This is a genomic window from Ruegeria sp. CG1 (assembly GCF_056537265.1).
In genome coordinates this window covers 1,057,253-1,081,714 of sequence record NZ_JBQFRF010000001.1, presented here as the reverse complement: position 1 = coordinate 1,081,714, position 24,462 = coordinate 1,057,253, and the positions used below count along the sequence as shown (strand labels likewise).

The window sequence follows — 24,462 nt, the reverse complement described above, 5'->3', positions numbered from 1 at the left end:
GCCCGGCTATATGAGCCGGGTTTGAATATTCAGCGCAAAAGGACCGGATATGGCCAACGTGGTTGTTGTCGGCGCCCAGTGGGGCGACGAAGGAAAAGGCAAGATCGTCGACTGGCTCAGTGAGCGAGCGGATGTGATCGCGCGTTTTCAGGGTGGACATAATGCCGGGCACACGCTGGTCATTGAGGGTGAGGTTTACAAACTGCATGCGCTACCTTCGGGCGTGGTACGCGGTGGAAAGCTGAGCGTGATCGGTAATGGGGTCGTTCTGGACCCTTGGCACCTGATCAAAGAGATCGGTACCATCCGCGCGCAGGGTGTCGATATCACGCCCGAGACGCTGATGATTGCCGAGAACACCCCGCTGATCCTACCGTTCCATGGCGAGCTGGATCGTGCGCGCGAAAGCCAGAACTCGGTGGCCAAGATCGGCACGACCGGTCGCGGGATCGGTCCATGCTATGAAGACAAGGTTGGTCGGCGTGTAATCCGGGTGGCTGATCTGGCTGATGATGCGACGCTGGCGCTGCGGGTCGATCGGGCTCTGGTCCATCACAATGCGCTGCGCAATGGGCTGGGGTTGGAACCTATTGATCGTGACGCGTTGATTGCGCAGTTGAAAGAGATCGCGCCGCAGATTTTGCCTTTCGCAGCACCGGTGTGGAAGGTGCTGAACGAGAAGCGCAAGGCAGGCAAGCGAATCCTGTTCGAAGGCGCACAGGGTGCGCTGCTGGATATCGATTTCGGGACCTATCCGTTTGTGACATCGTCGAATGTAATTGCGGGCCAGGCCTCGACAGGCGTTGGGATTGGGCCGGGTTCGATCGACTTCGTTTTGGGCATCGTCAAGGCGTACACGACCCGCGTGGGTGAGGGGCCTTTCCCAACCGAATTAGACGACGAAGATGGCCAACGCCTGGGCGAACGGGGGCATGAGTTCGGCACCACGACGGGGCGCAAACGCCGTTGTGGTTGGTTCGATGCCTGTCTGGTACGCCAAACCTGCGCGACCAGCGGCGTGAACGGCATCTCCCTGACCAAACTGGATGTATTGGACGGGTTCGAGACGCTGAAAATTTGTGTCGGGTATGAGCTGGATGGCGATCGTCTGGACTATCTGCCGACCGCCGCCGACCAGCAAGCACGTTGCACGCCGATTTACGAAGAGATGCCGGGCTGGAGCGAATCCACCGAAGGCGCGCGCAGTTGGGCAGACTTGCCTGCGAACGCGATCAAATACGTGCGCCGCGTCGAGGAATTGATCGAATGTCCGGTCGCCCTTTTGTCCACCAGCCCGGAGCGGGAGGACACCATTCTGGTGACCGACCCGTTTGCAGATTGATGAGCAGAAACGACAAACCCGGCCTCAGCTATAAGGCACGTCGGCGGTGGTCATTGGTGCTGCTGCTGATCGGGCTCCCCATCTATATCGTTGCGGTTGTGACAATCGTGAACTGGCTGGATCGCCCGCCGATCTGGCTGGAACTTCTGGTATATGTCGCGCTTGGCATTGTCTGGGCGTTGCCGTTCAAATTTGTCTTCCGCGGGGTGGGCAAAGAGGACCCGGATCAAGATCAAAGCTAAGCCGCCCGATTGTCTTGGTGTCTTCTGCGTGGCACGATGTTTGCAACTTTCTATAGCGGCAACCAGAGGCAGATAGGGCATGAAAAACCGGGTATTAGCGGCGGTTACCACAACATGTATCGCGAGCAGCGCTCAGGCCGATGATTGGCGCTATACCATTGCGCCTTATTTCTGGGGGCCGGAATTCAGAACCTCACTGGACGTGGGACCAAACCCGCCGGTGAACGGGGATACCTCGATCTTCGACATTCTGAAGGGCGCGTTCCTGATCGCTGGTCAGGCCCGAAATGGGCGTTGGACCATTGGTGGTGAGTTCAATTATCTCAATTTGGGTGACGATGTCTCGGTCGGTCGGTTTGACGATGCAGCCAGTTGGGATCTTGAGGGCACGATGGTCTCACTGGCGGCCAGCTATGCGGTCTATCAGGATGATCGGTCACGGTTGGAAGCGTTGGCCGGGCTGCGCCATTGGGACCTGGATGTTTCGACCACCGTGCTGGATCGCACCTTCAGCACAGATCAAAGCTGGACCGACCCGTTGATCGGCGCACGCTATAACTACGCGCTGAATGACCGCTGGAGCCTCACAGCGATGGGCAATATCGGCGGCTTCGGTTATGGCTCGGAATTCCAGTGGGAGGCGCTGGTGCAGGCTAGTTGGAAGTGGCGTGAGAATATCAACGTTGCGGGCGGGTATCGCCATCTGGATGTTGAGTTTGAAGACGGGCGCGATGTGATTGATCTGATCCTGACCGGCCCTTACGTGGCGCTGGCGTTCAACTTCTGAACTTGATTGGCTTTTTGGCTGCCAGCCACGGAACGAAAAAGGGCCAGAGTTTCCTCTGGCCCAATTTTGTCTTGAGGGGGTATTTGGGGATCTTGGAGTCAGCCAGCGGCACGCTCGTCGTCGTTCGGGCGGAACCCGATTTGGGTTGAGGCGGCAAAACGGCCACCTCCGGCCTTTTCGATTTTGCCGTCCCGCAGCAACTGACCGAATGAGCGCAAGCTTTCTTCGCGGTTGAACGATTCCTGCTTGAGCGAGCGAACTTTGTTCATCAGCTGTGGACGTGAGAACTGCTCCTGACCTTCGATGAAGGACAGATAAGCCGCGGCAGCTTCCAGCAGGTCGAGTAGTGATTGGGCACCCTGTTCTTGCGCAAAGGCTGCAAAACCACCTTCTTCATCTGCAGATTCCTCGTCCGCCGAGGTGACACGGCGCGGTGTCACCGGGCCGGTGTCAGCCGTTTCGGTATCCACCCGCTGTTCAGCCACCAGTTTCAATGGTGCGGCAGCATCCGGGGTGGGGCGTTCACTGGTGACCTCGATCTCGGGTCGGCGTGGATTGACGACCGAGGCCAGATCACCGCGATAATCATCCTCGGGGGTCTGAGATTTGTCTGCGCCATCTTCGCGGTCTGCTTCGGTTGCAGCAACGGCAGTGCGCAGGTGAGAATATGTTTCGCGCTGGCCGCTGGTGGCAGGATCATCCATATGGGCGCCCGCTTCGTCCATCAGGCGCGATACGTCCTGATCCAAACCCGTCATATCGGGCAGCTCAGCCGTCGTGTTTGCCGCCAGCTCGGATTCTACCAGCGCCATTTCGTCAAGCAGCAGCGCCTCATCCTCGGCCGAGATGACGCCATGGGTGAGGCCGGTAAGATCCGGTGATGTTTCATCTTCGTCGGTGTCGTCTTCGTCGGTGTCGTCCTGGCCATTCAGGATGTTTGACGGGCCTTCGTCTTCAGTTTCAGATTCGTCGTCGAGGTCCGAGAACAACACGTCCTTGTCCGTGACATCGGCCGACGGCTGTTCGGGCGCTTCGTCCTCGTCTTCAAGTTCGGCAGTGATCGCCGGTGAGATGATCGGGGCTGCTTCGACTTCGTCCTGCTCGATAGCGGCAGGCGCGAGTGGTTCTTCGTCCTCAACCGGCAGCTCGGCAATCGTTGCCATTTGCGCGGGTTCGGCAGGCTGTTCGACCTGCGGGGCCGTTGCCGGAGCGTCGTCCGTAGCAGTGTCTTCCAGATCGGCCGGGCTCAGCGCGCCGGACTCAAAAGCGGCAGAGATTGCATCGACCTTTGGCTTCACAGGCTGCAGATAGCTGACGTCTTCGTCTTCAGAGTATCCGGCAGGGGCAGCATCGGAATGCGAAACAACAGCCCGGATTCGCTGCAGCTTGGCTGCGATACTGTCAGCGGCGGGGGCATCGTCGGATTGCGGAGCAGACGGAGCAGGGGGAACAACATCCGCGACAGGCTGAACAGGTTCAGGTGTTGTGGCTGGCGCAATTGCAGCGGGGGTCGGTGCTGCAACCGGGGCGGCTTCCGTTGCGCGCAGCAACAGGCCGGTCTCGTTCTGGCTGGCTTCAACCTTCTGTGCGGCGTCCCGCTGTGCGATCCGGGTCAGCATCTCGGCGTCAGGCTGAGGGGGTTCCGATCCGAAGTATCGGTCATCCGCTGCAAGGTCCCGGAAATACTCGGCGATCGCCTTCATTGTTTCAAATGAATCGTCAAAACCTTCGAGGGTGCACGAGAAGGTGCCGTATGAAACGGTGAGTACCTTGTTGTTCTGTACCATCAGACGCATGTCCTTTACAAACTACCAGGTCGACTACCAGACACAGCAGGGGCAACCGACTCGAAACTCTAGCCATGAAGCTATCATTTTGTGGTTTCATTATGTCCAAAACTGGAAAATATGGTCAATCTTGTGGAAAATGGGGCAATTGTTCGCTCTGGCGGGCCAATCGGGCTGTTTGGTGGGGGCGAAATCTGTTCAGAGGATGTGAATCTGGTGCTAAATCGCGTCAATTCTGCCGTTGCGGCGGATGGCGGTGCGGCTGCGTTGATTGATTCGGGACGGATGCCGGACGCAGTGATCGGCGATTTGGACTCGATTACGGCAGAATATCGGGCCCGGATTCCCAAGGATCGGTTGTTCCGGATATCCGAGCAGAACAGCACCGATTTTGACAAGGCGCTGCGCAATATGGATGCGCCTGTGGTGCTGGCAGCAGGATTTCTGGGCGCGCGGGTGGATCATCAGTTGGTGGCGTTCAATACTCTGGTTCGGTTGCAGGATCGGCCTTGTGTCCTGTTGGGCGCACGAGAAATTGTCTTTCATGCGCCACCCAGGATCAGTCTGGAGCTCACAGTAGGAGACACGGTTTCATTGTTTCCGCTGCGGCGGGTGACCGGGCGCAGCGAGGGGCTGGAATGGCCGATTGATGATCTGGTGCTAGAACCGGACGGGCAGGTCGGAACCTCAAACCGAGCGCTAGGCGCGCTAACGCTTGAGGTCGATGGACCCGGGTTGCTGACGATCCTGCCGCGCGCGGCGTTGGATCAGGTCATGCAGGCGTTTCAGTCGGGCCGGACCGAGCGTTGGCCCGCTCGTGCAGGATAACGTAGAGCCCGGCGGCGATGGTGATGCCGATGCCCAGCGCGGCCAGCCCGTTTGGCAGATCGTGGAAGATCAGCCAGCCGATCAGGGTGGCGACCGGAATCTCTAGATATTGCATCGGGGCCAGAGTCGCAGACGGCGCATAGCGCAGAGACCATGTCATCAGCAGATGCGCCAAGGTGCCCAGCACACCGATCCCCAGTAGCAGCCAGAGCGTCTCGGCCGTGGGTATCGTCAGGGACATTGCTGGCAGGCCGATCTGGGAACCCAGCAGGACAATCGGAAGCAAAAAGACGGTAGCCATGGCCCCCGATACCGCCTGCAGTGCAACCGGGTCTGTTTCCTTGGCGATCTGCCGCGTAACCAACATGAACAGGGCGAAGACCACCGCAACGATCAGGGGCAGCAAGGCGGGCGCGCCGACCTCAGCAAAGCTGGGCTGGATCACCAGCAAGGTGCCAATGAATCCCACGACACAGGCGATCAAACGACGGGGGCCGACCTGTTCGCCCAGTACGTATTTGCCCAAAAGCAGCATGATGAAGGGCATTACAAAGGCGATGGCCACGGTATCGGCCAGCGGCATATATTGCAGCGCTGTGAACATCGCTGCGATACCAATGATGTGCAGAAGGGTGCGGATCATCGTCAGGCGCAAAACGCGCGGCATCATCTTCCATGGCTTGCCGGTCATCGCGATCAGTGGGATCAGGATCATCGCCTGAACAGCAAACCGCACCAGTACCAGCAGTCCCAAAGCTGTGGTTTCACCCAACAGCTTTGCCATCCCGTCACCCAGCGGTGCGAGCACGCAAAAACCGAGCATCAAAATGATGCCGAGAACGGGACGATCCTGAGTCATGTGCGCGACGCTAGCGCTTTAGCGGCACAGGGGGAAGCTCTGATCTCAGGTGTCGGGCAGGGGTTGGACTTTGGTGTAATCCGGGCCGATGCAGGTGGGCAGGCCGTCACCAAGCTGCAGCCAGCTAAGCTTTTCCTCGTGCGCGACATGCAAGGTCGGGCTGAGTACTTCGGGATTTTCCAGTGTCGCGACGTAGAGATGCATCACATCCGACATCACCGTCGACCGGAAGGATATCGGTGTGCCGCAATGGGGACAAAAGCTGCGCTCGACCCCGGGGGAGGAGTTGAAGCGTTTCGGTTCTTCCCCGATCCAGCGCCAATTGCCGTCGCGCACGCCGAAATAGGTGGTCATCGGAGCGGCGCATTGGCGACGGCAGCTGTCACAATGGCAGGTGACACAGGACAGAACCGGAGGATCAACCTCGTATCCAATCTTGCCGCACAGGCAGTGTCCGCGCATGTCACCCCACTTGTTCTTGCTGTCAGATCAGCAGTTCGGCACGTTGACGGCCAACCCGCCCAAAGATGTTTCTTTGTATTTCTCGTGCATATCCTCGCCGGTCTGGCGCATCGTTTCAATGGCCGCGTCCAAAGGCATAAAGTGCTTGCCGTCGCCACGCAGGGCCAGCGAGGCCGCCGAGACGGCCTTAATCGCGCCCAATCCGTTACGCTCGATACACGGCACCTGCACAAGGCCCGCGACTGGATCGCAGGTCATGCCAAGGTGGTGTTCCAACGCGATCTCGGCGGCATTTTCAACCTGCTCAGGCGTACCGCCCATCACGGCGCACATGCCTGCCGCAGCCATGGCTGACGCGCTGCCAACCTCGGCCTGACAGCCCGCTTCAGCGCCCGAGATCGAAGCGTTGAATTTGACCAGACCACCGATGGCGGCGGCGGTCAGCAGGAAATCCTCGATATGGCTTTCGGACGCGCCGGGCACGTGATCGAGGTAATAGCGCAGAACTGATGGCAGCACGCCTGCCGCGCCATTTGTGGGGGCGGTGACAACTTGCCCACCGGCTGCGTTTTCCTCGTTCACGGCCATGGCGTAGACGCTCATCCAGTCGTTGATCGTATGCGGGGCATTCAGGTTCATGCCTCGTTCCGCCAGCAGGGCATCGTGAATGCCTTTGGCGCGGCGGCGCACGCTGAGACCACCGGGCAGGATGCCATCCGTTTTTAGCCCACGCTCGATGCAGTCATTCATGACCTGCCAAAGACGCGCGGTGCCTTTGGCAAAGCTATCCGCGCAACCGCGCGCGATCTCATTTTCGCGCTTCATCTGAGCGATGCTTTTACCGTTGTCTTTGGCCATTTGCAGCATTTCGGCGGCGGATTTGAACGGGAAGGGCACAGGCGCACCTTCGTCAGTTGCCTTGCCTTCGGCCAATTCCTCTTCCGTAAGAACAAATCCTCCACCGATGGAGTAGTAGACCTGACGCAGGATGACATCGCCTTGTGCGTCAGTGGCCATCAGGATCATACCATTGGCATGACCGGGCAGATTGTTGTCGTAGTCGAAGATCAGATCGGCTTTGGGATCAAAGCTCAGCGTCGGCAGGCCTTCGGGTGTCACCGTATGGGATTCTGCGATAGCTGCCAGTGTGGCTTCGGCCTTGTCGTTGTCATAGGTGTCAGGCACAAACCCGGCGAGGCCCAGAATGGTAGCGCGGTCGGTGGCGTGGCCGACGCCGGTAAAGGCCAGCGAGCCGTGCAACGAGCCGCGCAGGCCCGAAAACTCGAACGGTGAGGCGCGCATCAGGTCAAGGAACCGCGCGGCTGCCACCATAGGACCCATGGTGTGAGACGAGGATGGGCCAATGCCCACTTTGAACATATCGAAGACAGAGAGAAACATATCAGGTAGCTGAGCCTTCTGGAGGGTTGGCGTAGGTTGGCGAGGTGAAGGGAGTGACCCCCAGCCCCTCGGCGCCAATGGCGGCACGGGTCGAGTGGCGTGATTCTAGTTGCATCAGGATCGTTTGCAGATACGGCGTGTCAGCCAGCTGATACCAGCTGCGATCCGCCTGAGCAGGGTATAGCGCCATCCAGCGCATCATGCAGGCGACGTAGATTGTCAGGGCCGAGGGGTGATCAGCGCAGAACCAATCCGGCGCGTTCTTGGCCAGCGCGTCCAGCAGGTTCAGATGCTGACGCAGCCGGGGCCGTATGCCTGCGCGCAGCGTGTCGGCCTGATCCGCGGCGATGTATTTCTCGGCATAGAACAGGATGCGCAGATCGGCATGCAGGGTATTGGAGGCGAAGAACAGCCATTTCAGGAAAGCCGCACGATCCGGGCTGTCGGGTGCAGGGGCCATCTGCCCGTGCGCATCGGCCACCCACAGCAGGATTGCGGCGGTCTCGAAGATCGGACCCTGAGGCGTCTCCAGCACCGGGATCAGCCCGTTCGGATTCAACGCCCGATACGCCGCACTATTCTGTGCATCACGGGCGCGATCGACCAGTATGGTCTCATAGGGTAGGCCCATCTCTTCCAGCGCCAGTCGGATCACCAGCGAGGCGTTGTCGGGGGCGTAGTGCAGGCGGTATGGCGATTCCATGGCGACTATCTAGGGGGTCTGGCGATCACAATAGAGGCTGATTGCGACGTTTCCTATCGGAAACGCGTATTTCAGCGACATGTTAGCACAGGTATGGCGTGTTTTGCCTCTCGCAGTTGCGCGGGGCATTCCGTATAAGTCTGGCAGTATTCTTGGGGGAAGCTGCCATGACCAGAGACTTGTCGCCCATCGACAAAGCGAAATACGTTGCTGCCTGTCGCGCCGCCGATCTTGTTCAGGACGGGATGCGTGTGGGATTGGGGACAGGCTCGACCGCCGCATGGTTGGTGCGCCGCCTGGGTGAACGGGTGCGCGATGGAGGGTTGAAAATCAAGGGCGTTCCGACATCGACCGCGACGGCGCAATTGGCGCGGGAAGAAGGGATCGAGGTCGTCTCGCTGGATCAGGCCGGCTGGTTGGACCTGACAATCGACGGCGCGGATGAGTTTGATGGCGAGTTCAACCTGATCAAGGGCGGTGGTGCTGCGCTGTTGCAGGAAAAGATTGTGGCCACAGCCAGCGATCAGATGGTGGTGATCGCGGATGCAGGCAAAGAGGTTGAGACGCTGGGCGCATTCCCTCTGCCGGTTGAGGTGATCCCGTTCGGCTGGCAGACCACCCGCACCCTGATTGAAGAAGCGCTGGACACAATGGATGTGCTGGGCACCTCGGTCACTTTGCGCATGAACGGTGAGGCGCCCAAGGTTACAGATGAGGGCAATCACATTCTGGACCTGCATCTCAAGCGGATCGGCAATACCCGCCAATTGGCACTGGTAATGAATCAGATCCCGGGTGTGGTCGAAAATGGGCTGTTCATTGATATTTGCGACAAGGTTGTCATTGGTTATGGCGATGGCCGGGTCGAATTGCGTGATATCAATGAGGGTACAGTCCTGACCGATATGCTGGGTGACGGTGGGGACAACCTGTTTTCCGATCTGGCGGACTAAAGATCAGGCAAGTAGCGCGATAAACTGCAGAAGAAAAATCACTATTTCCCGCGCCAGGGGTTGGCAGTTCAGGATTTGCGCCCAGATATCCAGTGAATTTTGGCCACGCGGAATAAAAGGAACTCGTACATGAGCTTTGACTATGATCTGTTCGTCATCGGAGGCGGCTCGGGCGGAGTTCGCGCGGCACGGGTGGCGGCGGGTGAAAACGGCGCCAAGGTGGCTCTGGCGGAAGAGGATCGTTACGGCGGAACCTGCGTGATCCGTGGCTGTGTACCCAAGAAGCTGATGGTTTTCGCTAGCGAGTTCGCGGATACGGTCGGGGACGCGCAGGCTTATGGCTGGGACATGCAGCCGGGTGCGTTCAACTGGAACACTTTCAAAGTTAAGCTGCACGCAGAGCTCGATCGGTTGGAAGGTATCTACCGCAATATCCTGAAGAACAATGGTGTCGAGAGTTTCGACCAGCGCGCCCATGTCGTTGATCCGCATACGGTGGAACTGGCTGATGGTACCCGCAAGACAGCCAAGCATATTCTTGTCGCAACGGGCGGTCGTCCGGTTGTACCCGAGTTCCCCGGATCTGATCTTGCGATCACCTCGAATGAGATTTTCCACCTGGAGGAACTGCCCGAATCCATGCTGATCGTTGGCGGTGGATATATCGCCTGTGAATTTGCCGGGATCATGAATGGGATGGGGGTCAAAACGACTCAGTTCTATCGCGGGGCGCAGATTCTGCGGGGCTTTGATGATGAGGCGCGCGGGCTGATCAGTGAAGAGATGTGCCAGAACGGCATCGACCTGCATCTGGGCACCAACGTGCTTGAGATGAAAAAGCAAGGCGACAAAATCTGGGTGAAGGCCACAAATGGCTCCGAGCAGCTGTTCGACGTTGTGATGTATGCCACTGGTCGCGCGCCGAATGCGGATGATCTGGGGCTAGAGGCTTTGGGCGTTGCGCGCGGTCGCAAGGGTGAGATCATCGTGGATGAGTACAGCCAGACAGGCGTGCCCTCGATCTTTGCCATTGGCGATGTAACGGATCGGGTGAACCTGACACCTGTGGCGATCCGCGAAGGCATGGCCTTTGTCGAAACCGTCTTCAAAGGCAACCCAACGCCCGTTGATCACGAACTGATCCCGACCGCCATCTTTACCCAGCCGGAAATGGGTACTGTGGGCCTCAGCGAGGAAGCGGCTGCGGAACAGGAACCGATCGAGGTTTATGCGACCTCATTCAAGCCCATGCAGAAGGCGTTTGCCGGAGGCACACAGCGCGTGCTGATGAAGCTGATCGTGTCGCAAGAGACGCGGAAAATCCTCGGCTGTCACATCGTTGCGCCGGGCGCGGGTGAGATGATCCAACTTGCCGGAATTGCCGTAAAGATGGGTGCCACCAAAGAAGATTTCGACCGTACGGTTGCAGTTCATCCGGTGATGGCCGAAGAACTGGTGACAATGCGGCAACCTGTGCGCACGGCTTGATTTGCAAGCGCGCGCACACACGTTACAAGGGAACCCGTGATCACACGGTCCAACACAAGGGAAAAGATACATATGGCGGGCAACAGCGGCGGCCCCTGGGGGGGCGGAGGCTCATCCGGAGGCGGAGGAAATCGGGGTAACAACGGGGATGGGCGCAAGCCCCCCGAAGGTGACGGCCCGCAGATCCCCGAGATCGATGAGCTGATGAAAAAGGGCCAGGAACAGCTGCGCGTCCTGATGGGCGGTCGCGGCGGCGGTGGCCGTGGTACAAATGGTTCGGGCGGCGGCGGTGGCCCCGCGTTTACCAAGGGAACCGTAGCGATCGGTCTGTTGGTTGCGGCAGGTCTGTGGGGGCTAGCAAGCTTTTATACAGTCAAACCCGAAGAACAATCTGTCGAACTGTTTCTGGGTGAGTTCTCGGCTGTCGGAAATCCGGGTCTGAACTTTGCGCCTTGGCCGTTTGTGACCGCCGAGGTCATTCCGGTCACCCGCGAACAGAACGAAGACATGGGCGGTGCCCGTGGCAGCGACGATGGTCTGATGCTGACCGGCGACGAGAATGTGGTCGATATCGACTATCAGGTTGTCTGGAACATCAATGACCCGGCGAAATTCCTGTTCAACCTGCGTGATCCGCGCCAGACGATCCGCGCCGTGTCTGAATCGGCGATGCGTGAGATTATTGCCCAAAGCGAGCTTGCGCCGATCCTGAACCGGGATCGTGGTATCATTGCTGATCGCCTTCAGGAGCTGATTCAGGAGACAATGGACAGCTACGATTCGGGTGTGAACATCGTTCGTGTGAACTTTGACAAGGCCGACCCACCGCAGGACGTGATTGCCGCGTTCCGCGACGTTCAGGCCGCCGCGCAGGAGCGTGACCGGTTGCAGAACGTCGCTGACGCCTATGCCAACCGCGTTTTGGCCGAAGCGCGTGGTGAAGCGGCGCAGGTGCTGGAAGAGGCCGAAGCCTATCGTGCTCAGCAGATCAACGGTGCACAGGGTGAAGCCAGCCGCTTTAGCGCGGTTTTGGAGGAGTATTCCAAAGCACCTGATGTGACCCGCAAACGTCTGTATCTGGAACGCATGGAGCAGGTGCTGGGTGACGTGGACAAGATCATTCTGGATGAAAACTCGACAGGATCGGGGCAGGGCGTCGTGCCTTATCTGCCGCTCAACGAGTTGCGCCGTAACCCTGCAGGGGAGAGCAACTGATGCGTAAGACAACGTTTATTCTGCCGATCATCTTTCTTGCGATAGTCGGTGTTCTGTCCTCGATCTTCATCGTGGACGAGCGTGAGCGCGCTCTGGTTCTGCAATTTGGTCGCGTTGTTGCGGTTAAGGAAGATCCGGGGCTGGCATTCAAAATCCCGCTGATTCAGGAAGTGGTGCGGTATGACGACCGTATCCTGTCGATTGACGTTCAGCCGCTGGAAGTGACGCCTCTGGACGATCGTCGTCTGGTGGTCGATGCCTTCGCACGCTACCGGATTTCTGATCTGGAACAGTTCCGTCAGGCCGTTGGTGTCGGCGGTATCCCGGTTGCCGAGGATCGTCTGGACCGCATTCTGCGCGCCGAAACCCGCGAAGTACTGGGTTCGGTTTCGTCCCGTGACATCCTCAGCTCGGATCGTGCCGCACTGATGCTGCGTATCCGCAACAGCGCGATTGCACAGGCACGTGCGCTGGGCGTGAACGTAATCGACGTGCGTCTGAAGGCGACCGATCTGCCGCAGGCCAACCTTGAGGCGACGTTTGACCGGATGAAGGCAGAACGTGAACGTGAAGCGACCGACGAACGCGCCCGCGGTAACGAAGCCGCGCAGCGTGTGCGCGCGCAGGCCGACCGGACCGTGGTTGAACTGGTTTCCGACGCCAACCGTGAGGCCGAGATCATTCGCGGTGAGGCGGATGCCGAACGCAACGCGATCTTTGCCGAAGCCTACGGCGCCGATCCGGAATTCTTTGAATTCTACCGGTCGCTCACTGCTTACGAGAACGCTCTGCAAGGCAGCAACAGCTCGTTGATCCTGAGCCCGGACTCGGAGTTTTTCAACTACCTTGCTTCTCCGACCGGGCGTCGGGCACCGGCAGCTGCGGCCGCTGAGTGATGGGCATGATCCTTCTGGCCTTCGGGCTGGTACTGATTGTCGAGGGGCTGGCCTATGCGCTGGCCCCTTCGCTTATTGAACGCATGCTTGAGGCGCTGCGCGCGTTGCCGGAACAGGCGCGGCGGCTGGTCGGGCTGCTTTGTGTGGTCAGTGGGCTGGTGCTGCTGTGGGGCGCATATCAGGTCGGTTTTTGATGCGATGGTTTCACGCACCGGTGATTTCCCCGCGATCCCGAGTTGCGGGCCGGGACAAACTGACTACATTGGTTGCAAAGAAGGGCATCCAGGTGATGCCAACAGAGAATTAGTCAACAAGGAGACCCCAAGTGCAGGCTAAGGCGCGCAGTGTGTCCGTCCGACGGGACGATTTTGTTATGAAGATGCGGCTGATGTGGCTGACCTTAGTGGGGGTGCTGCTGGTTTTGGCTCAATCTGTGTCCGCGCAGGCACGGGGTGATAGCCTGGCACCGCTGGCTGAACAGATTAGCCCTGCGGTGGTCAATATCACCACGTCGACACTGATCGAAGGCCAGACTGGCCCGCAAGGGATCGTGCCTGAGGGCTCACCATTCGAAGACTTTTTCCGAGAGTTTCAGGATCGCAATGGCGGGGACAATGAAAATCGTCCACGTCGCAGCAATGCGCTGGGCTCGGGCTTCGTGATCTCGGAAGACGGCTATATCGTCACCAACAATCACGTGATTGCCGAAGCCGATGAGATATTGGTCGAGTTTTTTCCCGGTGATGGCCAGCCCGCGAAAGATTTGGTTGCCAAGGTAATCGGCCGGGACGAAAAGACCGACATCGCGCTGCTGAAAGTCGAGGCGGAAGGGCCGCTGAAATACGTGCAGTTCGGTGACAGCGACATTGCCCGCGTGGGCGATTGGGTGATCGCGATGGGGAACCCGCTGGGGCAAGGCTTTTCGGTGTCAGCAGGGATTATCTCGGCCCGGAATCGGGCACTGAGCGGGTCATATGATGACTACATCCAGACCGATGCTGCGATCAACCGGGGCAACTCGGGTGGGCCGCTGTTTAACATGAATGGCGAGGTGATCGGCGTAAATACTGCGATCCTGTCGCCCAATGGTGGCTCGATCGGGATTGGTTTCTCGATGGCTTCGAACGTGGTGATCAAGGTCGTTGATCAACTGCGTGAGTTCGGGGAGACCCGCCGCGGTTGGCTGGGCGTGCGCATTCAGGACGTGACCGAGGATATGGCCGAGGCGATGGGGCTGGACAAACCCGGAGGTGCGTTGATCAGCGATGTACCGGACGGCCCGGCAAAAGAAGCGGGCCTGCTGGCCGGAGACGTGATCATCAGCTTTGATGGCGTCGAGGTCGAGGATACACGCGGCCTTGTGCGGCAGGTGGGAGAGACCACCGTTGGCAAATCTGTGCGTGTGGTCGTGCACCGTGATGGAGGCACCCAGACCGTGCTGGTGACGCTGGGCCGCCGCGAAGACGCCGAACGTGCCGAGAACGGTGAAGAGCCGGAAGCCGAAACGCCGACGGAGGATGACAAGGATATTCTTGGCCTGACCATCGCTCCGCTGGGGGATAGCCAGCGCGAGGAATTGGGTCTGGATGCCGATGCCGAAGGATTGTTGGTGACCAATGTTGATGAATCCTCGGAAGCCTTTGAAAAGGGTCTGCGCGCCGGTGATCTTATCACTGAGGCAGGGCAGCAGAAGGTGACTTCGACCACTGATCTGGAGACGCGGATGGATGAGGCGCGTGAAGCAGGACGCAAATCTCTGTTGCTGCTGGTGCGGCGGGGCGGGGAACCCCGGTTCGTAGCGCTGAGCCTAGAATAATAAACTCAGCGAACAGATCCGAAATTAGAAGGTCGGGATATTTTCCCGGCCTTTTTCATACTTCGTTAAGAAAAAAGCCATATGCCGGGGAAGGCATATGGCTCTGTACAGGGAGAGGTCGGTGGACAGATATCGGGGATGATAAAACCGACCTCCTACGGTAACGGGATTGACCTTAGGGCAATCTTAAAGCTGCGTATGTGAAGCGGATCACATCTGTGCCGAAAATTTAGATTAAATCGGATTCGGCCAGTTGCCGCAGCGCGTCAAAGTCGTGGATCTGCAGCCCGCCGCGCGAAGCTTCGACGACATTGTCGCGTTTCCATGTCGAAATGGTCTTTGACACTGCCTCACGCGTCGCACCGACAAATTCGGCCAATTCGCTTTGCGAAAGCGTGATACGTGCCGTTGGGCTGTCCTGTTGTCCTGCCAGGTGCAAAAGCTTGCGCGCCAGTCGGATCGGCATCGGCAGGAATACCTGCTCGTTCAATTGAGCGCCCATATAACGCATGCGAAGACCGGCCAAGCGGATCAGATCCACCGCAAGGTCAGGATGTTCCCGGATCTGCGCCATCATGTCTTTCTGGCGAACGCGCAGGACTTTGGAGGGCTCAGCTGCTGTTACGGTTGCGGTGCGGGGACCGCTATCGAACAACGCGATTTCCCCGAACACCTCACCTGGGCGCATCATGCTGAGAGAAAGCTTGCGCCCGCTCGACGCAAGAAATGACACTTCGAGCGCACCGGAAAGAATGGCATAGAGCGCATCGCCTTCATCGTCCTGCTCGAACAGGACATCGCCCCGATCCAATGTGACTTCGGTGGCCTGGGCTGCCAGCATGGTGCGCAGCTCTTCAGAGGCTTCGGACAGGAATCCACTGTTGGGAAATGCCATCATTCGGGCGCTGATCTCCGGGGTTGAGTGGTGCGGGTGGTGACCCAACTTTTCACAGCTTCAAGCTTAAGCCAAGAAATTTTGTTAGCTTGTTACGCTTGGGCAAGAACAGTTATTGCTTGTCGGGATCATCCATATAGCTTTGCAGCAGGTTGAACTGCATCATCAGAAACGCCATCAAGGCAATGGGAAAGCCGAAGGTTTCGATCTTGACCCATAGGTCCGTTGACATCGTGCGCCAGACCAATTCATTGGCTGCGGCCAGTACTGCGAAACAGGCACACAGACGCCGGGTGAGGATCATCCAGCCCTCGTGCTGCATGGGTAGCATCTCGTCCAGAACATATGCCAGGTAGGATTTCCCCTGCAAAAGCCCGATCCCGAGGATGGCGGAAAAGAAGCCATAGACCAGCGTTGTTTTCATCTTGAAAAACCGCTCGTCATTAAACCACGCGGTGAGGCCGCCGAAGAAAATCACCATGAATGCGGTGAAAATCTGCATCCGGCTGAGTTTGCCCGTCAGGTACCAGAGGATGCCCATGGCGGCCAACATCAGCGGAACGAACAGGATGGTGGCGACGATGAACCCAGAATACTCGGTGCCGCCGATCACGAAATTGTCATCACGCAGGCGCAGGTAGATGAAGAAGAAAGCCAGTGGGGGGCCAAGTTCCAGTACCTGTTTGAGGAATGGGTTGATGTCTTTTTTCTCTGCCATGATTCCAACCTGCTGCTTACCCGCCCATTTCAACTATTACTGCGCCGAGTGCAATCAATGCCATCAACGCAATGCGTCTGGGGCCGACAGTTTCTTTCAGCACCAGCCAGCCGATGAGTGCTGCGAAAACGGTGGAGGTTTCGCGCAGGACCGCCGCCTCTCCGACCTTGTCCAGTCGCGTGGCGAGCATGATGGCACCGAAGGACATCGGCGCGATGATGCCGCCCGCGAACCCGCGAAGCATCAGAGGTCCAAGCGCAGGGCGGTGGATCATTGCGCGGTATCTGAGCGCAGCATAGATCGGCATCGCGGCCCCGTCGATCATGAAGAACCACGCAAGGAAGGTGAACGGGTCGGCCGTAGCGCGGATACCGTAGGCATCATAGGTCGTATAGAGCGCCACGAAGAGGCCCGTGACGACCGCTAGCACCAGCGCGATTTGCAGCGTATCTCGATTAGTCTCAAGGTAGCGCAGGTTATAGGCGGCAAGGCCGAAGATACCCGCAAGAAGCGTCGCGACTCCAAGCCATTGGATGGCCGAGAAGGTTTCACCGAACAAAAGATAGGCTCCGATCACGGTGAAGAGCGGGCCAGTACCGCGCACGACCGGATAGACAACGGTATAGGAGCCTTTGGTGTAGGCCATCGCCTGCAGCACTTTATAGCCGATATGGATCAGCCAGACGACGCCAAAGATCGGCCACATGTAAGGTTCGGGCCATGGCACGATAAAGAAGGCGAATGGCATCGCCATAAGGCAGTAGCAGGCATCGATCGCCCCGCGCGACATCCACGGGTCGTGGCGGCCTTTTTGCAGTGCACCGAAAACCGCATGCAGGAAGGCCGCCATCAGCGCGAGCGCGAGGGCGAGTTGGTGGCCTGCTTCGGTGCCTTCGAGGGAGATCAGCCAGTCGCTCAAATCGGGGCTTTCGCTTGGGCGGAGAGAGTGGGGGGCTGTCTGCCCCCCACGCCCCCCGAAGGTATTTTCGGCCAGATGAAGGGGCGGATCAGGATTGTAAGCCCGTCAGGGCGGCGGCGAATTCTTCGGGATCAAACGGGGCGAGGTCGTCGATTTGCTCACCGACACCAATGGCGTGGATCGGAAGGCCGAACTTGTCGGCGAGGGCGACCAGCACGCCGCCTTTGGCTGTGCCGTCCAGTTTGGTCATCACGAGGCCCGAGACATCGGCCAGTTTGCGGAAGGTTTCGACCTGACTGAGGGCGTTTTGCCCGGTGGTGGCGTCCAGCACCAGCAGAGTGTTGTGCGGTGCGGTGTCGTCAACCTTGCGGATGACGCGGACGATTTTGGACAGCTCTTCCATCAGGTCGGCGCGGTTTTGCAGGCGGCCTGCTGTGTCGATCATCAGCAGGTCGGCACCTTCGTTCTGCGCTTTGGTCAGCGCATCAAAGGCCAGCGAAGCAGGGTCGGAGCCTTCGGGGGCGGTGAGCACTGGAACGCCTGCGCGGCCACCCCAGACCTGCAGCTGCTCGACGGCGGCGGCGCGGAATGTGTCTCCGGCGGCGATGACGACTTTCTTGCCGGCGGCTTTGAACTGGCTGGCAAGCTTACCGATTGTCGTAGTTTTGCCCGAACCGTTGACGCCAACAACCAGCACCACTTGCGGGCGTTTGGGGTAGATCGGCATTGGTTTGGCCACGGGTTCCATCACGCGGGCAACCTCCTGCGCCAGCAGCTGTTTGATTTCCTGGGTCGAGAGTTTGCGACCAAAGCGGCCCTCGGCCATGTTGGACGTAACGCGCAAGGCGGTGTCGACGCCCATGTCCGAGGCGATCAGAAGCTCTTCGAGTTGCTCCAGCATGTCGTCATCCAGCGTGCGGCGGACAACGGTCTTGGATTCATTTCGGCCGAACAGGCGACCCATCAAACCCTTGGATTCTGGAACCTCTGGGGGTGGAGGCGCCGGTGTGGGATCAGCCGGGATCGGAGCGGGAGGCTCGACCGGTTGGGGCGCGGGCGTGGGTTCCGGCACTTCGGGAACCGGTTGCGGTTCGGGCTCAGGTTCGGGGATCACCGGATCAGGATTTGGGGTTTCCTCGCCGCCATCCTCGACAATTGCATCCAGCCCCTCTTCGAGGCGCGATGAGGATTTGAACAGCTTGTCCTTGAGCTTTGAGAAAAACGCCATTTTTGATCTCCGCAGGTGTTCCCCTCACCTAATGTGGATTGAAGGCAGTTGCAAAGGGTCAGGTGAAGGCGATCAGAAACCCGGCTTGGGCAGCCCAGTAAAGCGGCCAGACCAGATAGGGCGTAAGCTTCAGGGTCGGGTGATTGGCAGGTAGCAGGAACTTTTCAGTCGCAAGCGCCAGATCCGAGGCGATGAAGGCCATCGCGGCGGGAAGGGCCCAGCGTAGTGCTCCAGTTTCGGGAAGGGCAAGAACGGTGATGCCCATGCCCAGGATGATTGGAATATAGGCGAGGACGGGGATTTTGAGGTCTCCGGCGCGGGGGGTGAGCAGCGTGGCCATAACGATGCCCAGGATGATCAGGGACCAGAAGATCGCGGGGTGGTCGAAGATCTGTTCAGGGCTGCTGCTGGGGCTCGTCATAAACAAGGCGATATAGGCCAAATGCCCCGCAGCAAATGCACCGATGCCTGCCATGAATGTGCTGTCGGTTTCGCGTGACAGAAGGGCATCACCTATCGCGCAGAAGGTGAGGGCGAGGATCAGGAGCCATGGCGCGCTTGCCAGTATGGCGACGCCTGCCAGCAGCACGACCGATGCTGTTTTCAGCATGCTACGCAGGGTGCCAGCCGGGCGCGCGGTAAGTAGCAGGTAGGCCAGCGCGCAGGCCGCCGCAATCCAGAAAAGAAGTGTCGTCATGGTGCGTCCCCGATGTTTTTGAGTCAATCATCGCCATGATCTCGGCGGTGCATCAAGGCGTGACGTGGAGTTATCTTGCCGATCGTCGCAATGTGGAAAGGTTGAATGGCACTTGTGGGCTGCTTCTGACACAGTGTGGTCATGATCCGAATTTGCTTGATTCTGCTGACCCTTGCCTCACAGCCCGTTGCGGCGCAGTCGCCTCTGACGGGGTCTGAATTCGATGCGTATACGCGTGGAAAAACCTTGTATTACGGGTTCGATGGGCAGGCCTACGGAGTCGAACGGTATCTGCCAGACCGCCGAGTCATCTGGTCATTTCTGGATGGCAATTGCATGAACGGAGTTTGGTACGAGCAGGAAGATCAGATCTGTTTCATCTATGAGGATCAACTGGCGCCGCAATGCTGGGTTTTCTGGCAATCCGGGGGCGGTTTGATCGCACAATTCGAGGGCGATCCGACAGCGACCGAGTTGTACGAGGCCGAGGATATTGGCGAAGAGATGTTGTGCTACGGACCGGATGTCGGGGTCTGAAATGGTCGCAGGTCTTCATAGTCCAGCATGACGTGATGTTGAAACGCGGGCCTTTCGGTTAGCCGTTCATAGTATCGACGCAAATGCGGTAACGGTGCGCGGACGATGTCGATATCGTATTAGCGGTAAAGGACGTGGCCGAACTGTATATCCGCCAGTGTAAAATGCTCACCCGCAAGGAACGTGTTTTGGTCCAGCTCCTTGTCTGCGATTGCCAGTTTGATTTCCAAATCGCTGACGGCCCGATGGATCGCTGTTTGGTCCTGCTGTTCAATGGGTGTTCGCACAATTTGCCAGAACACCGGAACGGTAAACGCCATCGCCACGTTGAGTTTCGCCCATTCGGCCCATTTGTCGATCGTGGCGCGCCGGGCAGGATCTGAAGGCCAGAATGCCTGTTCGCCATATTGGGTGGCCAGATATCGCAGGATGGCGCCGGTTTCCCAAAGCGGTGGGTTGTCGCCATCTTGCAGGACGGGGATGGTTTTGTTTGGGTTCAGTGCCCGAAACGCTGCAGTGTCCAGCCCGCCGAAGCGATGGCCAAGATCGTGACGCTGGTATTCTAGGCCAAGCTCACCCACGCACCACATTAGGGCCTGAACGTTCGAGGATGTTTTACGGCCCCAGATCGTCAACATCGGTCAGAACAACGATCCCTGATCAGGAGGTGCCTGTTTGGATTTCTTGGGTGGCGCCTTGCCCGCAGCCCCGGTGCTGAGGCGACCGTCAGCGAATTCGATCTCAAGAACAGCGTGACCGGAGGCTTGAGCTTTGGTTGTGATGACCTCTCCTTCGGCGCGCACGACGGCGTAGCCACGCCCGAGCGTCGCCTTGTAGCTCAGCGTTTCACGTAGGCGGTCGGTGGCGTCCATCTGCTGGCGCAGGCGGTCCAATCGCGTGGATTGCCCGGTGTTCAGGCGTTCGGATAGGCGATTCAGAGCGTCGCGCTGTGTTTCCAGCTCGCGCTGGATCGGGCGCAGTGACAGGCGTGAGGACAGGTTGCGCCAGCGATCGCGGCGGGTTTCGACAAAGCTGCGCAGGGTCGAGGGGCGCAGGCGGGCCGCACTGTCCAGCAGTTTGACGCGGCGGTTCTGAACACCCCGGATCAGCGCGTTGGGCAGGCGTTCCGAGATTTGGTCGAGCCTTTGGCGCGGGCTTTCCAGCAGTGTATCGGGGCGGGGCAGGGCTCGGGACAGGTCGCGCAGACGCTGGCTGCGGCGTTGCACGGCATCCGTGGAGGCGCGCGACAGGCGGGCCCCTTGTTCGTTGGTCCAAGCCAGCAGTTCCATGCGGACCGGTACGGCAAGTTCGGCAGCGGCGGTTGGCGTAGGCGCGCGGCGGTCCGAGACATAGTCGATCAGGGTGGTGTCCGTCTCGTGCCCGACGGCCGAGATCAGCGGGATTTCTGAGGCTGCAGTCGCGCGCGCGACGCTTTCTTCGTTGAAGCCCCAGAGGTCTTCTATGGACCCACCGCCGCGCGCGATGATAATCAGGTCGGGTCGCGGGAGGGCCCCGCCCGGTGTGAGTTGATTGAAGCCTTCGATGGCGCGGGTCACTTCGGGGGCACAGTTTGCCCCCTGAACCGCGACGGGCCAGATCAGTACTTTGCGCGGGAACCGATCACGCAGCCGATGCAAGATGTCTCGGATCACCGCACCGGAGGGCGAAGTGACAACGCCGATGATCTGCGGCAAGTAGGGCAGGGGTTTCTTGCGTTCAGCCGCAAACAAGCCTTCGGATTCGAGCTGCTTTTTGCGCTTTTCCAGCAATGCCATCAGCGCGCCTTGCCCGGCGACGGCGACTTCATCGACATTCAGGTTGTATTTCGACTGGGCTCCAAAAGCTGTCAGGCGCCCGGTGACGACAACCTCGAGGCCTTCTTCGGGAACAACTGAAAGACCAGAAATCTGCCCTTTCCAAGTTGTGCAGGCCAGCACGTTCCGGTCGTCCTTTATGTCGTAATACAGATGACCCGAACGGGCCTTGAACACGCGGCCCACTTCTCCACGCACACGGATTCGGCCAAAGGTGCCCTCGAGCGTGCGCTTCACCTCGCCTGAGATGTCCGAGACAGTGTATTCGGGGGTGTTCTGACCCGGAATCGGGTCATCTAGCAGGTCGGACATTTCAGCGCCTTGTGTCAAATCTCTGCGCAGCTTAGAACGCCGCGCAGGCAAGGCCAAGCAGATCGGAGCGTTTCATGAATATCCTCATTCTCGGCAGCGGTGGACGCGAGCACAGTCTGGCTTGGGCGGTGATGCAAAACCCCAAATGTGATCGCCTGATTGTGGCGCCGGGGAATGCTGGGATCGCCCAGATCGCAGAGTGCGCGGCGGTGGACATTGAGAATGGCGGTGCTGTGGTCAACTTTGCCGAGGAAAACGCGATTGATTTCGTGATCGTTGGCCCCGAAGCGCCTTTGGCCGCAGGGGTCGCTGACCGGCTGCGCGAAGCGGGTGTGCTGGTTTTCGGGCCCTCGGCAGAAGCGGCGCGGCTGGAGGCCTCAAAAAGCTTCACCAAGGAAATCTGTGACGCATCCGGCGCGCCGACGGCGGCTTATGCCCGGTTCACCGAGGCTGAGCCCGCCAAGGAATACATCCGTGCGCAGGGGGCCCCGATTGTGGTCAAGGCCGATGGGCTGGCTGCCGGCAAGGGCGTGATCGTTGCGATGGACGAGCAAACCGCCCTGGACGCGATTGACGACATGTTCGGCGGAGCCTTTGGTGGCGCGGGGGCCGAAGTGGTGATCGAGGATTTCATGGAGGGCGAGGAGGCGTCTCTGTTCGTGCTCTGTGACGGAGAGGATATCCTGTCGATCGGCACAGCGCAGGATCACAAGCGCGTCGGCGAGGGCGATACCGGGCTGAACACTGGGGGGATGGGCGCCTATTCTCCGGCCCCGGTGCTGAGCGCCGAGATCGAGGCCCTTGCGATGGATCAGATCGTGCGCCCGACGGTGGCCGAGATGAAGCGGCGCGGGACACCGTTTCAGGGTGTGCTCTACGCCGGTTTGATGATCAAGGATGGTCAGCCCAGGTTGGTGGAGTACAACGTGCGGTTCGGAGATCCCGAATGTCAGGTACTGATGATGCGCCTTGGCGCTCAGGCCATGGACCTGATGCACGCGGCGGCCGAGGGTCGCTTGGCTGAGACGCGGGTGAACTGGGCCGACGATCACGCCATCACGGTCGTGATGGCGGCAAAGGGGTATCCTGGTTCTTATGAAAAAGGCACTGTGATCAACGGCCTGGGCGATCTGGCCGAGGATAGTAGCAACATGGTATTCCACGCGGGGACAAAAGCGGCTGAAGGCAAGGTTCAGGCCGCGGGTGGCCGCGTTCTGAATGTGACTGCGCGTGGGGAAACGCTGAAAGACGCACGCGACCGGGCGTATGACATGGTTGAAGGTGTTGATTGGCCTGAAGGGTTCTTCCGTCGCGACATCGGCTGGCGCGCGCTTTAACTCAGTAGTCGGGCTGCGCCCGGCTTGATGATTTCGGGGCGAGGGGCCAGCCCCTCGCGCTCCCCGAGGTATTTATGGCCAGATGAAGATCGGATCAGCACTTTAGTGCGTTGGCCAGATCTTTGAGACTGTTGAGTGGTCCGAGGTCTTTTTGTCGCCAGCCTTTGCTGTACGAGACGCCTATGATCCGCGACCAGTCGGCGCTGGCGAGGATCAGCTCAGGGTGCGTTTCGCATTGGCGCAGGCCGCCTGAAATAAAATCTTCTCCGATCCTGTGATTGGTAAGGCCAGGGATTGTCGCGATTTCAATGAGTTCACCGTCTTTGTAACGCCAGATGCGCAGAGTTTTCGCAAGGTGTGGGCGGTCGACATAGGCGATCTCGACATGTCCATCACCATCCAGATCGGCGGCACCGATGGGGGCGAGCCAGCGGTTGCGCGTGCCGATATGGGGGGTGGCGGCGATTTTTTGACCATTGACGTCATAGATCGCCAGTTGAGCACCCGTATGCTGCTGGGTCTCTACAACGATGACTTCGGGCAACCCGTCCTGATCGATATCGGCCAGGCGTGGGGCAAGATCTTCGAATACGCGGTCTTCAGGCAGACGTATTGTAACGGTCGAGCGTTTGGAGCTATCGACTTTTCGCCGCGCCGCCGAGGAAAGACTTGTACCGACGCCGATTTCCAAAGCACCGTATTCGATGGCGTCGCCAAGCACCCCATGGGCGTAGCGTGTTGTTGGTTCCGTGAAGCGAGCAGATACTTTGGTTTCGCCGCTGGCTGCGGGCATATTCCCCGTTAGCCAAATGCAAACCATCAGAACAGCGCCGCGCGCCCGACGGTGCCAAAGGCGGTTGGGCTGGCGCGGCGCATCAGGGTGCATCAGATCTGCTTTTCGGGCATCTGCACAACCAGACCATCCAGCGCGTCGGTGACCTTGATCTGACAGGTCAGGCGCGAGCGGGTCGGGTCGGGTTCATAGGCGAAGTCCAGCATGTCTTCTTCCATGTCGTCCTTGGCGGGGATTCTCTCGACCCAGTCAGGATGAATATAGACGTGGCAGGTCGAGCAGGCGCAGGCGCCGCCGCAATCGGCCTCGATGCCGGGGATGTTGTTGTCGCGGGCCCCTTCCATGACCGTCAGCCCGTTGGCGACGTCGACTGTATGTTCGGTACCGCTGTGCTCGACATAGGTGATCTTTGCCATTGCTTGCGTCTTCCTTT

The 24,462-nt window shown here is 59.1% G+C and carries 26 protein-coding genes; 12 read left to right on the top strand and 14 right to left on the bottom strand.

The genetic code is table 11. From position 1 onward, the window contains the following. Nucleotides 1–49: 49 nt before the first annotated feature. From ACR0AU_RS05395 to ACR0AU_RS05385, 3 genes are all read left to right on the top strand, one after another. A complete protein-coding gene (locus ACR0AU_RS05395) occupies nucleotides 50–1,342 on the top strand; it encodes an adenylosuccinate synthase (protein ID WP_170393577.1) in 1,293 nt (430 codons plus the stop codon). After that, nucleotides 1,342–1,584, top strand: coding sequence for a DUF2842 domain-containing protein (locus ACR0AU_RS05390; RefSeq protein WP_170731856.1), 243 nt, complete (start codon nucleotides 1,342–1,344; stop codon nucleotides 1,582–1,584). Before ACR0AU_RS05395 ends, ACR0AU_RS05390 begins: the two co-directional genes overlap by 1 nt. 79 nt (nucleotides 1,585–1,663) lie before the next feature. Next, nucleotides 1,664–2,371: a YfaZ family protein gene (locus ACR0AU_RS05385; protein WP_170404917.1), complete on the top strand. Its 708-nt coding sequence runs from the start codon at nucleotides 1,664–1,666 to the stop codon at nucleotides 2,369–2,371. 98 nt (nucleotides 2,372–2,469) lie between these two features. Here ACR0AU_RS05385 and ACR0AU_RS05380 read toward each other — a convergent pair whose 3' ends face one another. Beyond that, nucleotides 2,470–4,158, bottom strand: a complete 1,689-nt coding sequence (locus ACR0AU_RS05380) for a hypothetical protein (RefSeq protein WP_480795377.1) — start codon at nucleotides 4,156–4,158, stop codon at nucleotides 2,470–2,472. A gap of 120 nt (nucleotides 4,159–4,278) precedes the next feature. Between ACR0AU_RS05380 and ACR0AU_RS05375 the strand changes: the two genes are divergently transcribed. Beyond that, entirely contained in the window at nucleotides 4,279–4,986 is a 708-nt protein-coding gene (locus ACR0AU_RS05375; protein WP_170645837.1) for a thiamine diphosphokinase, read from the top strand. Here the strand turns inward: ACR0AU_RS05375 and ACR0AU_RS05370 are convergent. The 4 genes from ACR0AU_RS05370 to ACR0AU_RS05355 are packed head-to-tail and all read right to left on the bottom strand — an operon-like array spanning nucleotide 4,931 to nucleotide 8,411. Continuing rightward, nucleotides 4,931–5,845, bottom strand: a complete 915-nt coding sequence (locus ACR0AU_RS05370) for a DMT family transporter (protein ID WP_480795376.1) — start codon at nucleotides 5,843–5,845, stop codon at nucleotides 4,931–4,933. The genes ACR0AU_RS05375 and ACR0AU_RS05370 overlap by 56 nt on opposite strands. Nucleotides 5,846–5,890: 45 nt before the next feature. Then, the gene (locus tag ACR0AU_RS05365) at nucleotides 5,891–6,307 is read right to left on the bottom strand and encodes a GFA family protein (protein ID WP_170510657.1); all 417 of its coding nucleotides are present in this window, start codon (nucleotides 6,305–6,307) and stop codon (nucleotides 5,891–5,893) included. A 27-nt stretch (nucleotides 6,308–6,334) separates the two neighbouring features. Then, entirely contained in the window at nucleotides 6,335–7,708 is a 1,374-nt protein-coding gene (locus tag ACR0AU_RS05360; RefSeq protein ID WP_170393564.1) for an L-serine ammonia-lyase, read from the bottom strand. Between the two features lies 1 nt (nucleotide 7,709). After that, the gene (locus ACR0AU_RS05355; protein ID WP_480795375.1) at nucleotides 7,710–8,411 is read right to left on the bottom strand and encodes a glutathione S-transferase family protein; all 702 of its coding nucleotides are present in this window, start codon (nucleotides 8,409–8,411) and stop codon (nucleotides 7,710–7,712) included. A 167-nt stretch (nucleotides 8,412–8,578) separates the two neighbouring features. On the opposite strand from ACR0AU_RS05355, the gene rpiA reads away from it, so the two are divergent. The 6 genes from rpiA to ACR0AU_RS05325 all read left to right on the top strand — a co-directional run bounded on the left by rpiA (nucleotide 8,579) and on the right by ACR0AU_RS05325 (nucleotide 14,779). Further along, on the top strand, nucleotides 8,579–9,364 hold the full coding sequence (gene rpiA, locus ACR0AU_RS05350; protein ID WP_480795374.1) for a ribose-5-phosphate isomerase RpiA: 786 nt from the start codon (nucleotides 8,579–8,581) through the stop codon (nucleotides 9,362–9,364). A 129-nt stretch (nucleotides 9,365–9,493) separates the two neighbouring features. Then, nucleotides 9,494–10,852, top strand: a complete 1,359-nt coding sequence (gene gor, locus ACR0AU_RS05345; RefSeq protein ID WP_170393558.1) for a glutathione-disulfide reductase — start codon at nucleotides 9,494–9,496, stop codon at nucleotides 10,850–10,852. A 72-nt stretch (nucleotides 10,853–10,924) separates the two neighbouring features. Then, nucleotides 10,925–12,067, top strand: coding sequence for an FtsH protease activity modulator HflK (hflK, locus tag ACR0AU_RS05340; protein WP_170393723.1), 1,143 nt, complete (start codon nucleotides 10,925–10,927; stop codon nucleotides 12,065–12,067). Then, entirely contained in the window at nucleotides 12,067–12,963 is an 897-nt protein-coding gene (gene hflC / locus ACR0AU_RS05335; protein ID WP_170393556.1) for a protease modulator HflC, read from the top strand. The genes hflK and hflC overlap by 1 nt, the downstream gene beginning before the upstream one ends. Further along, nucleotides 12,963–13,157, top strand: coding sequence for a DUF2065 domain-containing protein (locus ACR0AU_RS05330; protein WP_170393554.1), 195 nt, complete (start codon nucleotides 12,963–12,965; stop codon nucleotides 13,155–13,157). The genes hflC and ACR0AU_RS05330 overlap by 1 nt, the downstream gene beginning before the upstream one ends. A gap of 179 nt (nucleotides 13,158–13,336) precedes the next feature. After that, a complete protein-coding gene (locus ACR0AU_RS05325) occupies nucleotides 13,337–14,779 on the top strand; it encodes a Do family serine endopeptidase (protein WP_480795402.1) in 1,443 nt (480 codons plus the stop codon). A 229-nt stretch (nucleotides 14,780–15,008) separates the two neighbouring features. Here the strand turns inward: ACR0AU_RS05325 and ACR0AU_RS05320 are convergent, their stop codons facing one another. The 5 genes from ACR0AU_RS05320 to ACR0AU_RS05300 all read right to left on the bottom strand — a co-directional run bounded on the left by ACR0AU_RS05320 (nucleotide 15,009) and on the right by ACR0AU_RS05300 (nucleotide 19,236). Next, on the bottom strand, nucleotides 15,009–15,677 hold the full coding sequence (locus ACR0AU_RS05320; protein ID WP_170393550.1) for a Crp/Fnr family transcriptional regulator: 669 nt from the start codon (nucleotides 15,675–15,677) through the stop codon (nucleotides 15,009–15,011). A gap of 109 nt (nucleotides 15,678–15,786) precedes the next feature. Beyond that, nucleotides 15,787–16,392 carry an inner membrane-spanning protein YciB gene (locus tag ACR0AU_RS05315; RefSeq protein WP_170393548.1) on the bottom strand — a complete coding sequence of 202 codons (606 nt, stop codon included), beginning with the start codon at nucleotides 16,390–16,392 and terminating at the stop codon, nucleotides 15,787–15,789. Nucleotides 16,393–16,408: 16 nt separating this feature from the next. Further along, nucleotides 16,409–17,311, bottom strand: coding sequence for a DMT family transporter (locus ACR0AU_RS05310; RefSeq protein ID WP_170393546.1), 903 nt, complete (start codon nucleotides 17,309–17,311; stop codon nucleotides 16,409–16,411). Between the two features lie 88 nt (nucleotides 17,312–17,399). After that, nucleotides 17,400–18,539, bottom strand: coding sequence for a signal recognition particle-docking protein FtsY (gene ftsY / locus ACR0AU_RS05305; RefSeq protein ID WP_480795373.1), 1,140 nt, complete (start codon nucleotides 18,537–18,539; stop codon nucleotides 17,400–17,402). A 58-nt stretch (nucleotides 18,540–18,597) separates the two neighbouring features. Then, nucleotides 18,598–19,236, bottom strand: a complete 639-nt coding sequence (locus tag ACR0AU_RS05300; protein ID WP_170731866.1) for a lysoplasmalogenase — start codon at nucleotides 19,234–19,236, stop codon at nucleotides 18,598–18,600. 141 nt (nucleotides 19,237–19,377) lie between these two features. On the opposite strand from ACR0AU_RS05300, the gene ACR0AU_RS05295 reads away from it, so the two are divergent. Further along, nucleotides 19,378–19,773, top strand: coding sequence for a hypothetical protein (locus tag ACR0AU_RS05295; protein ID WP_170393540.1), 396 nt, complete (start codon nucleotides 19,378–19,380; stop codon nucleotides 19,771–19,773). Nucleotides 19,774–19,892: 119 nt separating this feature from the next. Here the strand turns inward: ACR0AU_RS05295 and ACR0AU_RS05290 are convergent, their stop codons facing one another. Both ACR0AU_RS05290 and xseA read right to left on the bottom strand, forming a co-directional pair. Beyond that, a complete protein-coding gene (locus tag ACR0AU_RS05290; protein WP_480795372.1) occupies nucleotides 19,893–20,411 on the bottom strand; it encodes a glutathione S-transferase family protein in 519 nt (172 codons plus the stop codon). Between the two features lie 3 nt (nucleotides 20,412–20,414). Next, nucleotides 20,415–21,899: an exodeoxyribonuclease VII large subunit gene (gene xseA / locus ACR0AU_RS05285; RefSeq protein ID WP_170731869.1), complete on the bottom strand. Its 1,485-nt coding sequence runs from the start codon at nucleotides 21,897–21,899 to the stop codon at nucleotides 20,415–20,417. A 74-nt stretch (nucleotides 21,900–21,973) separates the two neighbouring features. Between xseA and purD the strand changes: the two genes are divergently transcribed. Then, entirely contained in the window at nucleotides 21,974–23,236 is a 1,263-nt protein-coding gene (purD, locus tag ACR0AU_RS05280; RefSeq protein ID WP_170776129.1) for a phosphoribosylamine--glycine ligase, read from the top strand. Nucleotides 23,237–23,330: 94 nt separating this feature from the next. Here purD and ACR0AU_RS05275 read toward each other — a convergent pair whose 3' ends face one another. Both ACR0AU_RS05275 and ACR0AU_RS05270 read right to left on the bottom strand, forming a co-directional pair. Further along, on the bottom strand, nucleotides 23,331–24,122 hold the full coding sequence (locus ACR0AU_RS05275; RefSeq protein WP_170731872.1) for an FG-GAP repeat domain-containing protein: 792 nt from the start codon (nucleotides 24,120–24,122) through the stop codon (nucleotides 23,331–23,333). Next, nucleotides 24,122–24,445 (bottom strand): 2Fe-2S iron-sulfur cluster-binding protein, encoded by a 324-nt coding sequence (locus ACR0AU_RS05270; RefSeq protein ID WP_170404961.1) that lies wholly within the window; start codon nucleotides 24,443–24,445, stop codon nucleotides 24,122–24,124. The genes ACR0AU_RS05275 and ACR0AU_RS05270 overlap by 1 nt, the downstream gene beginning before the upstream one ends. Nucleotides 24,446–24,462 lie beyond the last annotated feature (17 nt).

Coding starts and splice junctions, on each gene's coding strand:
- ACR0AU_RS05330 (WP_170393554.1), top strand. CDS start 12,963: ATGGGCATGATCCTTCTGGCCTTCGGGCTGGTACTGATTGTCGAGGGG.
- ACR0AU_RS05300 (WP_170731866.1), bottom strand. CDS start 19,236: ATGACGACACTTCTTTTCTGGATTGCGGCGGCCTGCGCGCTGGCCTAC.
- ACR0AU_RS05270 (WP_170404961.1), bottom strand. CDS start 24,445: ATGGCAAAGATCACCTATGTCGAGCACAGCGGTACCGAACATACAGTC.
- rpiA (WP_480795374.1), top strand. CDS start 8,579: ATGACCAGAGACTTGTCGCCCATCGACAAAGCGAAATACGTTGCTGCC.
- ACR0AU_RS05375 (WP_170645837.1), top strand. CDS start 4,279: ATGGTCAATCTTGTGGAAAATGGGGCAATTGTTCGCTCTGGCGGGCCA.
- ACR0AU_RS05380 (WP_480795377.1), bottom strand. CDS start 4,158: ATGGTACAGAACAACAAGGTACTCACCGTTTCATACGGCACCTTCTCG.
- ACR0AU_RS05370 (WP_480795376.1), bottom strand. CDS start 5,845: ATGACTCAGGATCGTCCCGTTCTCGGCATCATTTTGATGCTCGGTTTT.
- ACR0AU_RS05385 (WP_170404917.1), top strand. CDS start 1,664: ATGAAAAACCGGGTATTAGCGGCGGTTACCACAACATGTATCGCGAGC.
- ACR0AU_RS05360 (WP_170393564.1), bottom strand. CDS start 7,708: ATGTTTCTCTCTGTCTTCGATATGTTCAAAGTGGGCATTGGCCCATCC.
- purD (WP_170776129.1), top strand. CDS start 21,974: ATGAATATCCTCATTCTCGGCAGCGGTGGACGCGAGCACAGTCTGGCT.
- ACR0AU_RS05275 (WP_170731872.1), bottom strand. CDS start 24,122: ATGCACCCTGATGCGCCGCGCCAGCCCAACCGCCTTTGGCACCGTCGG.
- ACR0AU_RS05355 (WP_480795375.1), bottom strand. CDS start 8,411: ATGGAATCGCCATACCGCCTGCACTACGCCCCCGACAACGCCTCGCTG.
- hflK (WP_170393723.1), top strand. CDS start 10,925: ATGGCGGGCAACAGCGGCGGCCCCTGGGGGGGCGGAGGCTCATCCGGA.
- ACR0AU_RS05390 (WP_170731856.1), top strand. CDS start 1,342: ATGAGCAGAAACGACAAACCCGGCCTCAGCTATAAGGCACGTCGGCGG.
- ACR0AU_RS05320 (WP_170393550.1), bottom strand. CDS start 15,677: ATGATGGCATTTCCCAACAGTGGATTCCTGTCCGAAGCCTCTGAAGAG.
- ftsY (WP_480795373.1), bottom strand. CDS start 18,539: ATGGCGTTTTTCTCAAAGCTCAAGGACAAGCTGTTCAAATCCTCATCG.
- xseA (WP_170731869.1), bottom strand. CDS start 21,899: ATGTCCGACCTGCTAGATGACCCGATTCCGGGTCAGAACACCCCCGAA.
- gor (WP_170393558.1), top strand. CDS start 9,494: ATGAGCTTTGACTATGATCTGTTCGTCATCGGAGGCGGCTCGGGCGGA.
- ACR0AU_RS05365 (WP_170510657.1), bottom strand. CDS start 6,307: ATGCGCGGACACTGCCTGTGCGGCAAGATTGGATACGAGGTTGATCCT.
- ACR0AU_RS05315 (WP_170393548.1), bottom strand. CDS start 16,392: ATGGCAGAGAAAAAAGACATCAACCCATTCCTCAAACAGGTACTGGAA.
- ACR0AU_RS05290 (WP_480795372.1), bottom strand. CDS start 20,411: ATGTTGACGATCTGGGGCCGTAAAACATCCTCGAACGTTCAGGCCCTA.
- hflC (WP_170393556.1), top strand. CDS start 12,067: ATGCGTAAGACAACGTTTATTCTGCCGATCATCTTTCTTGCGATAGTC.
- ACR0AU_RS05325 (WP_480795402.1), top strand. CDS start 13,337: ATGAAGATGCGGCTGATGTGGCTGACCTTAGTGGGGGTGCTGCTGGTT.
- ACR0AU_RS05295 (WP_170393540.1), top strand. CDS start 19,378: ATGATCCGAATTTGCTTGATTCTGCTGACCCTTGCCTCACAGCCCGTT.
- ACR0AU_RS05395 (WP_170393577.1), top strand. CDS start 50: ATGGCCAACGTGGTTGTTGTCGGCGCCCAGTGGGGCGACGAAGGAAAA.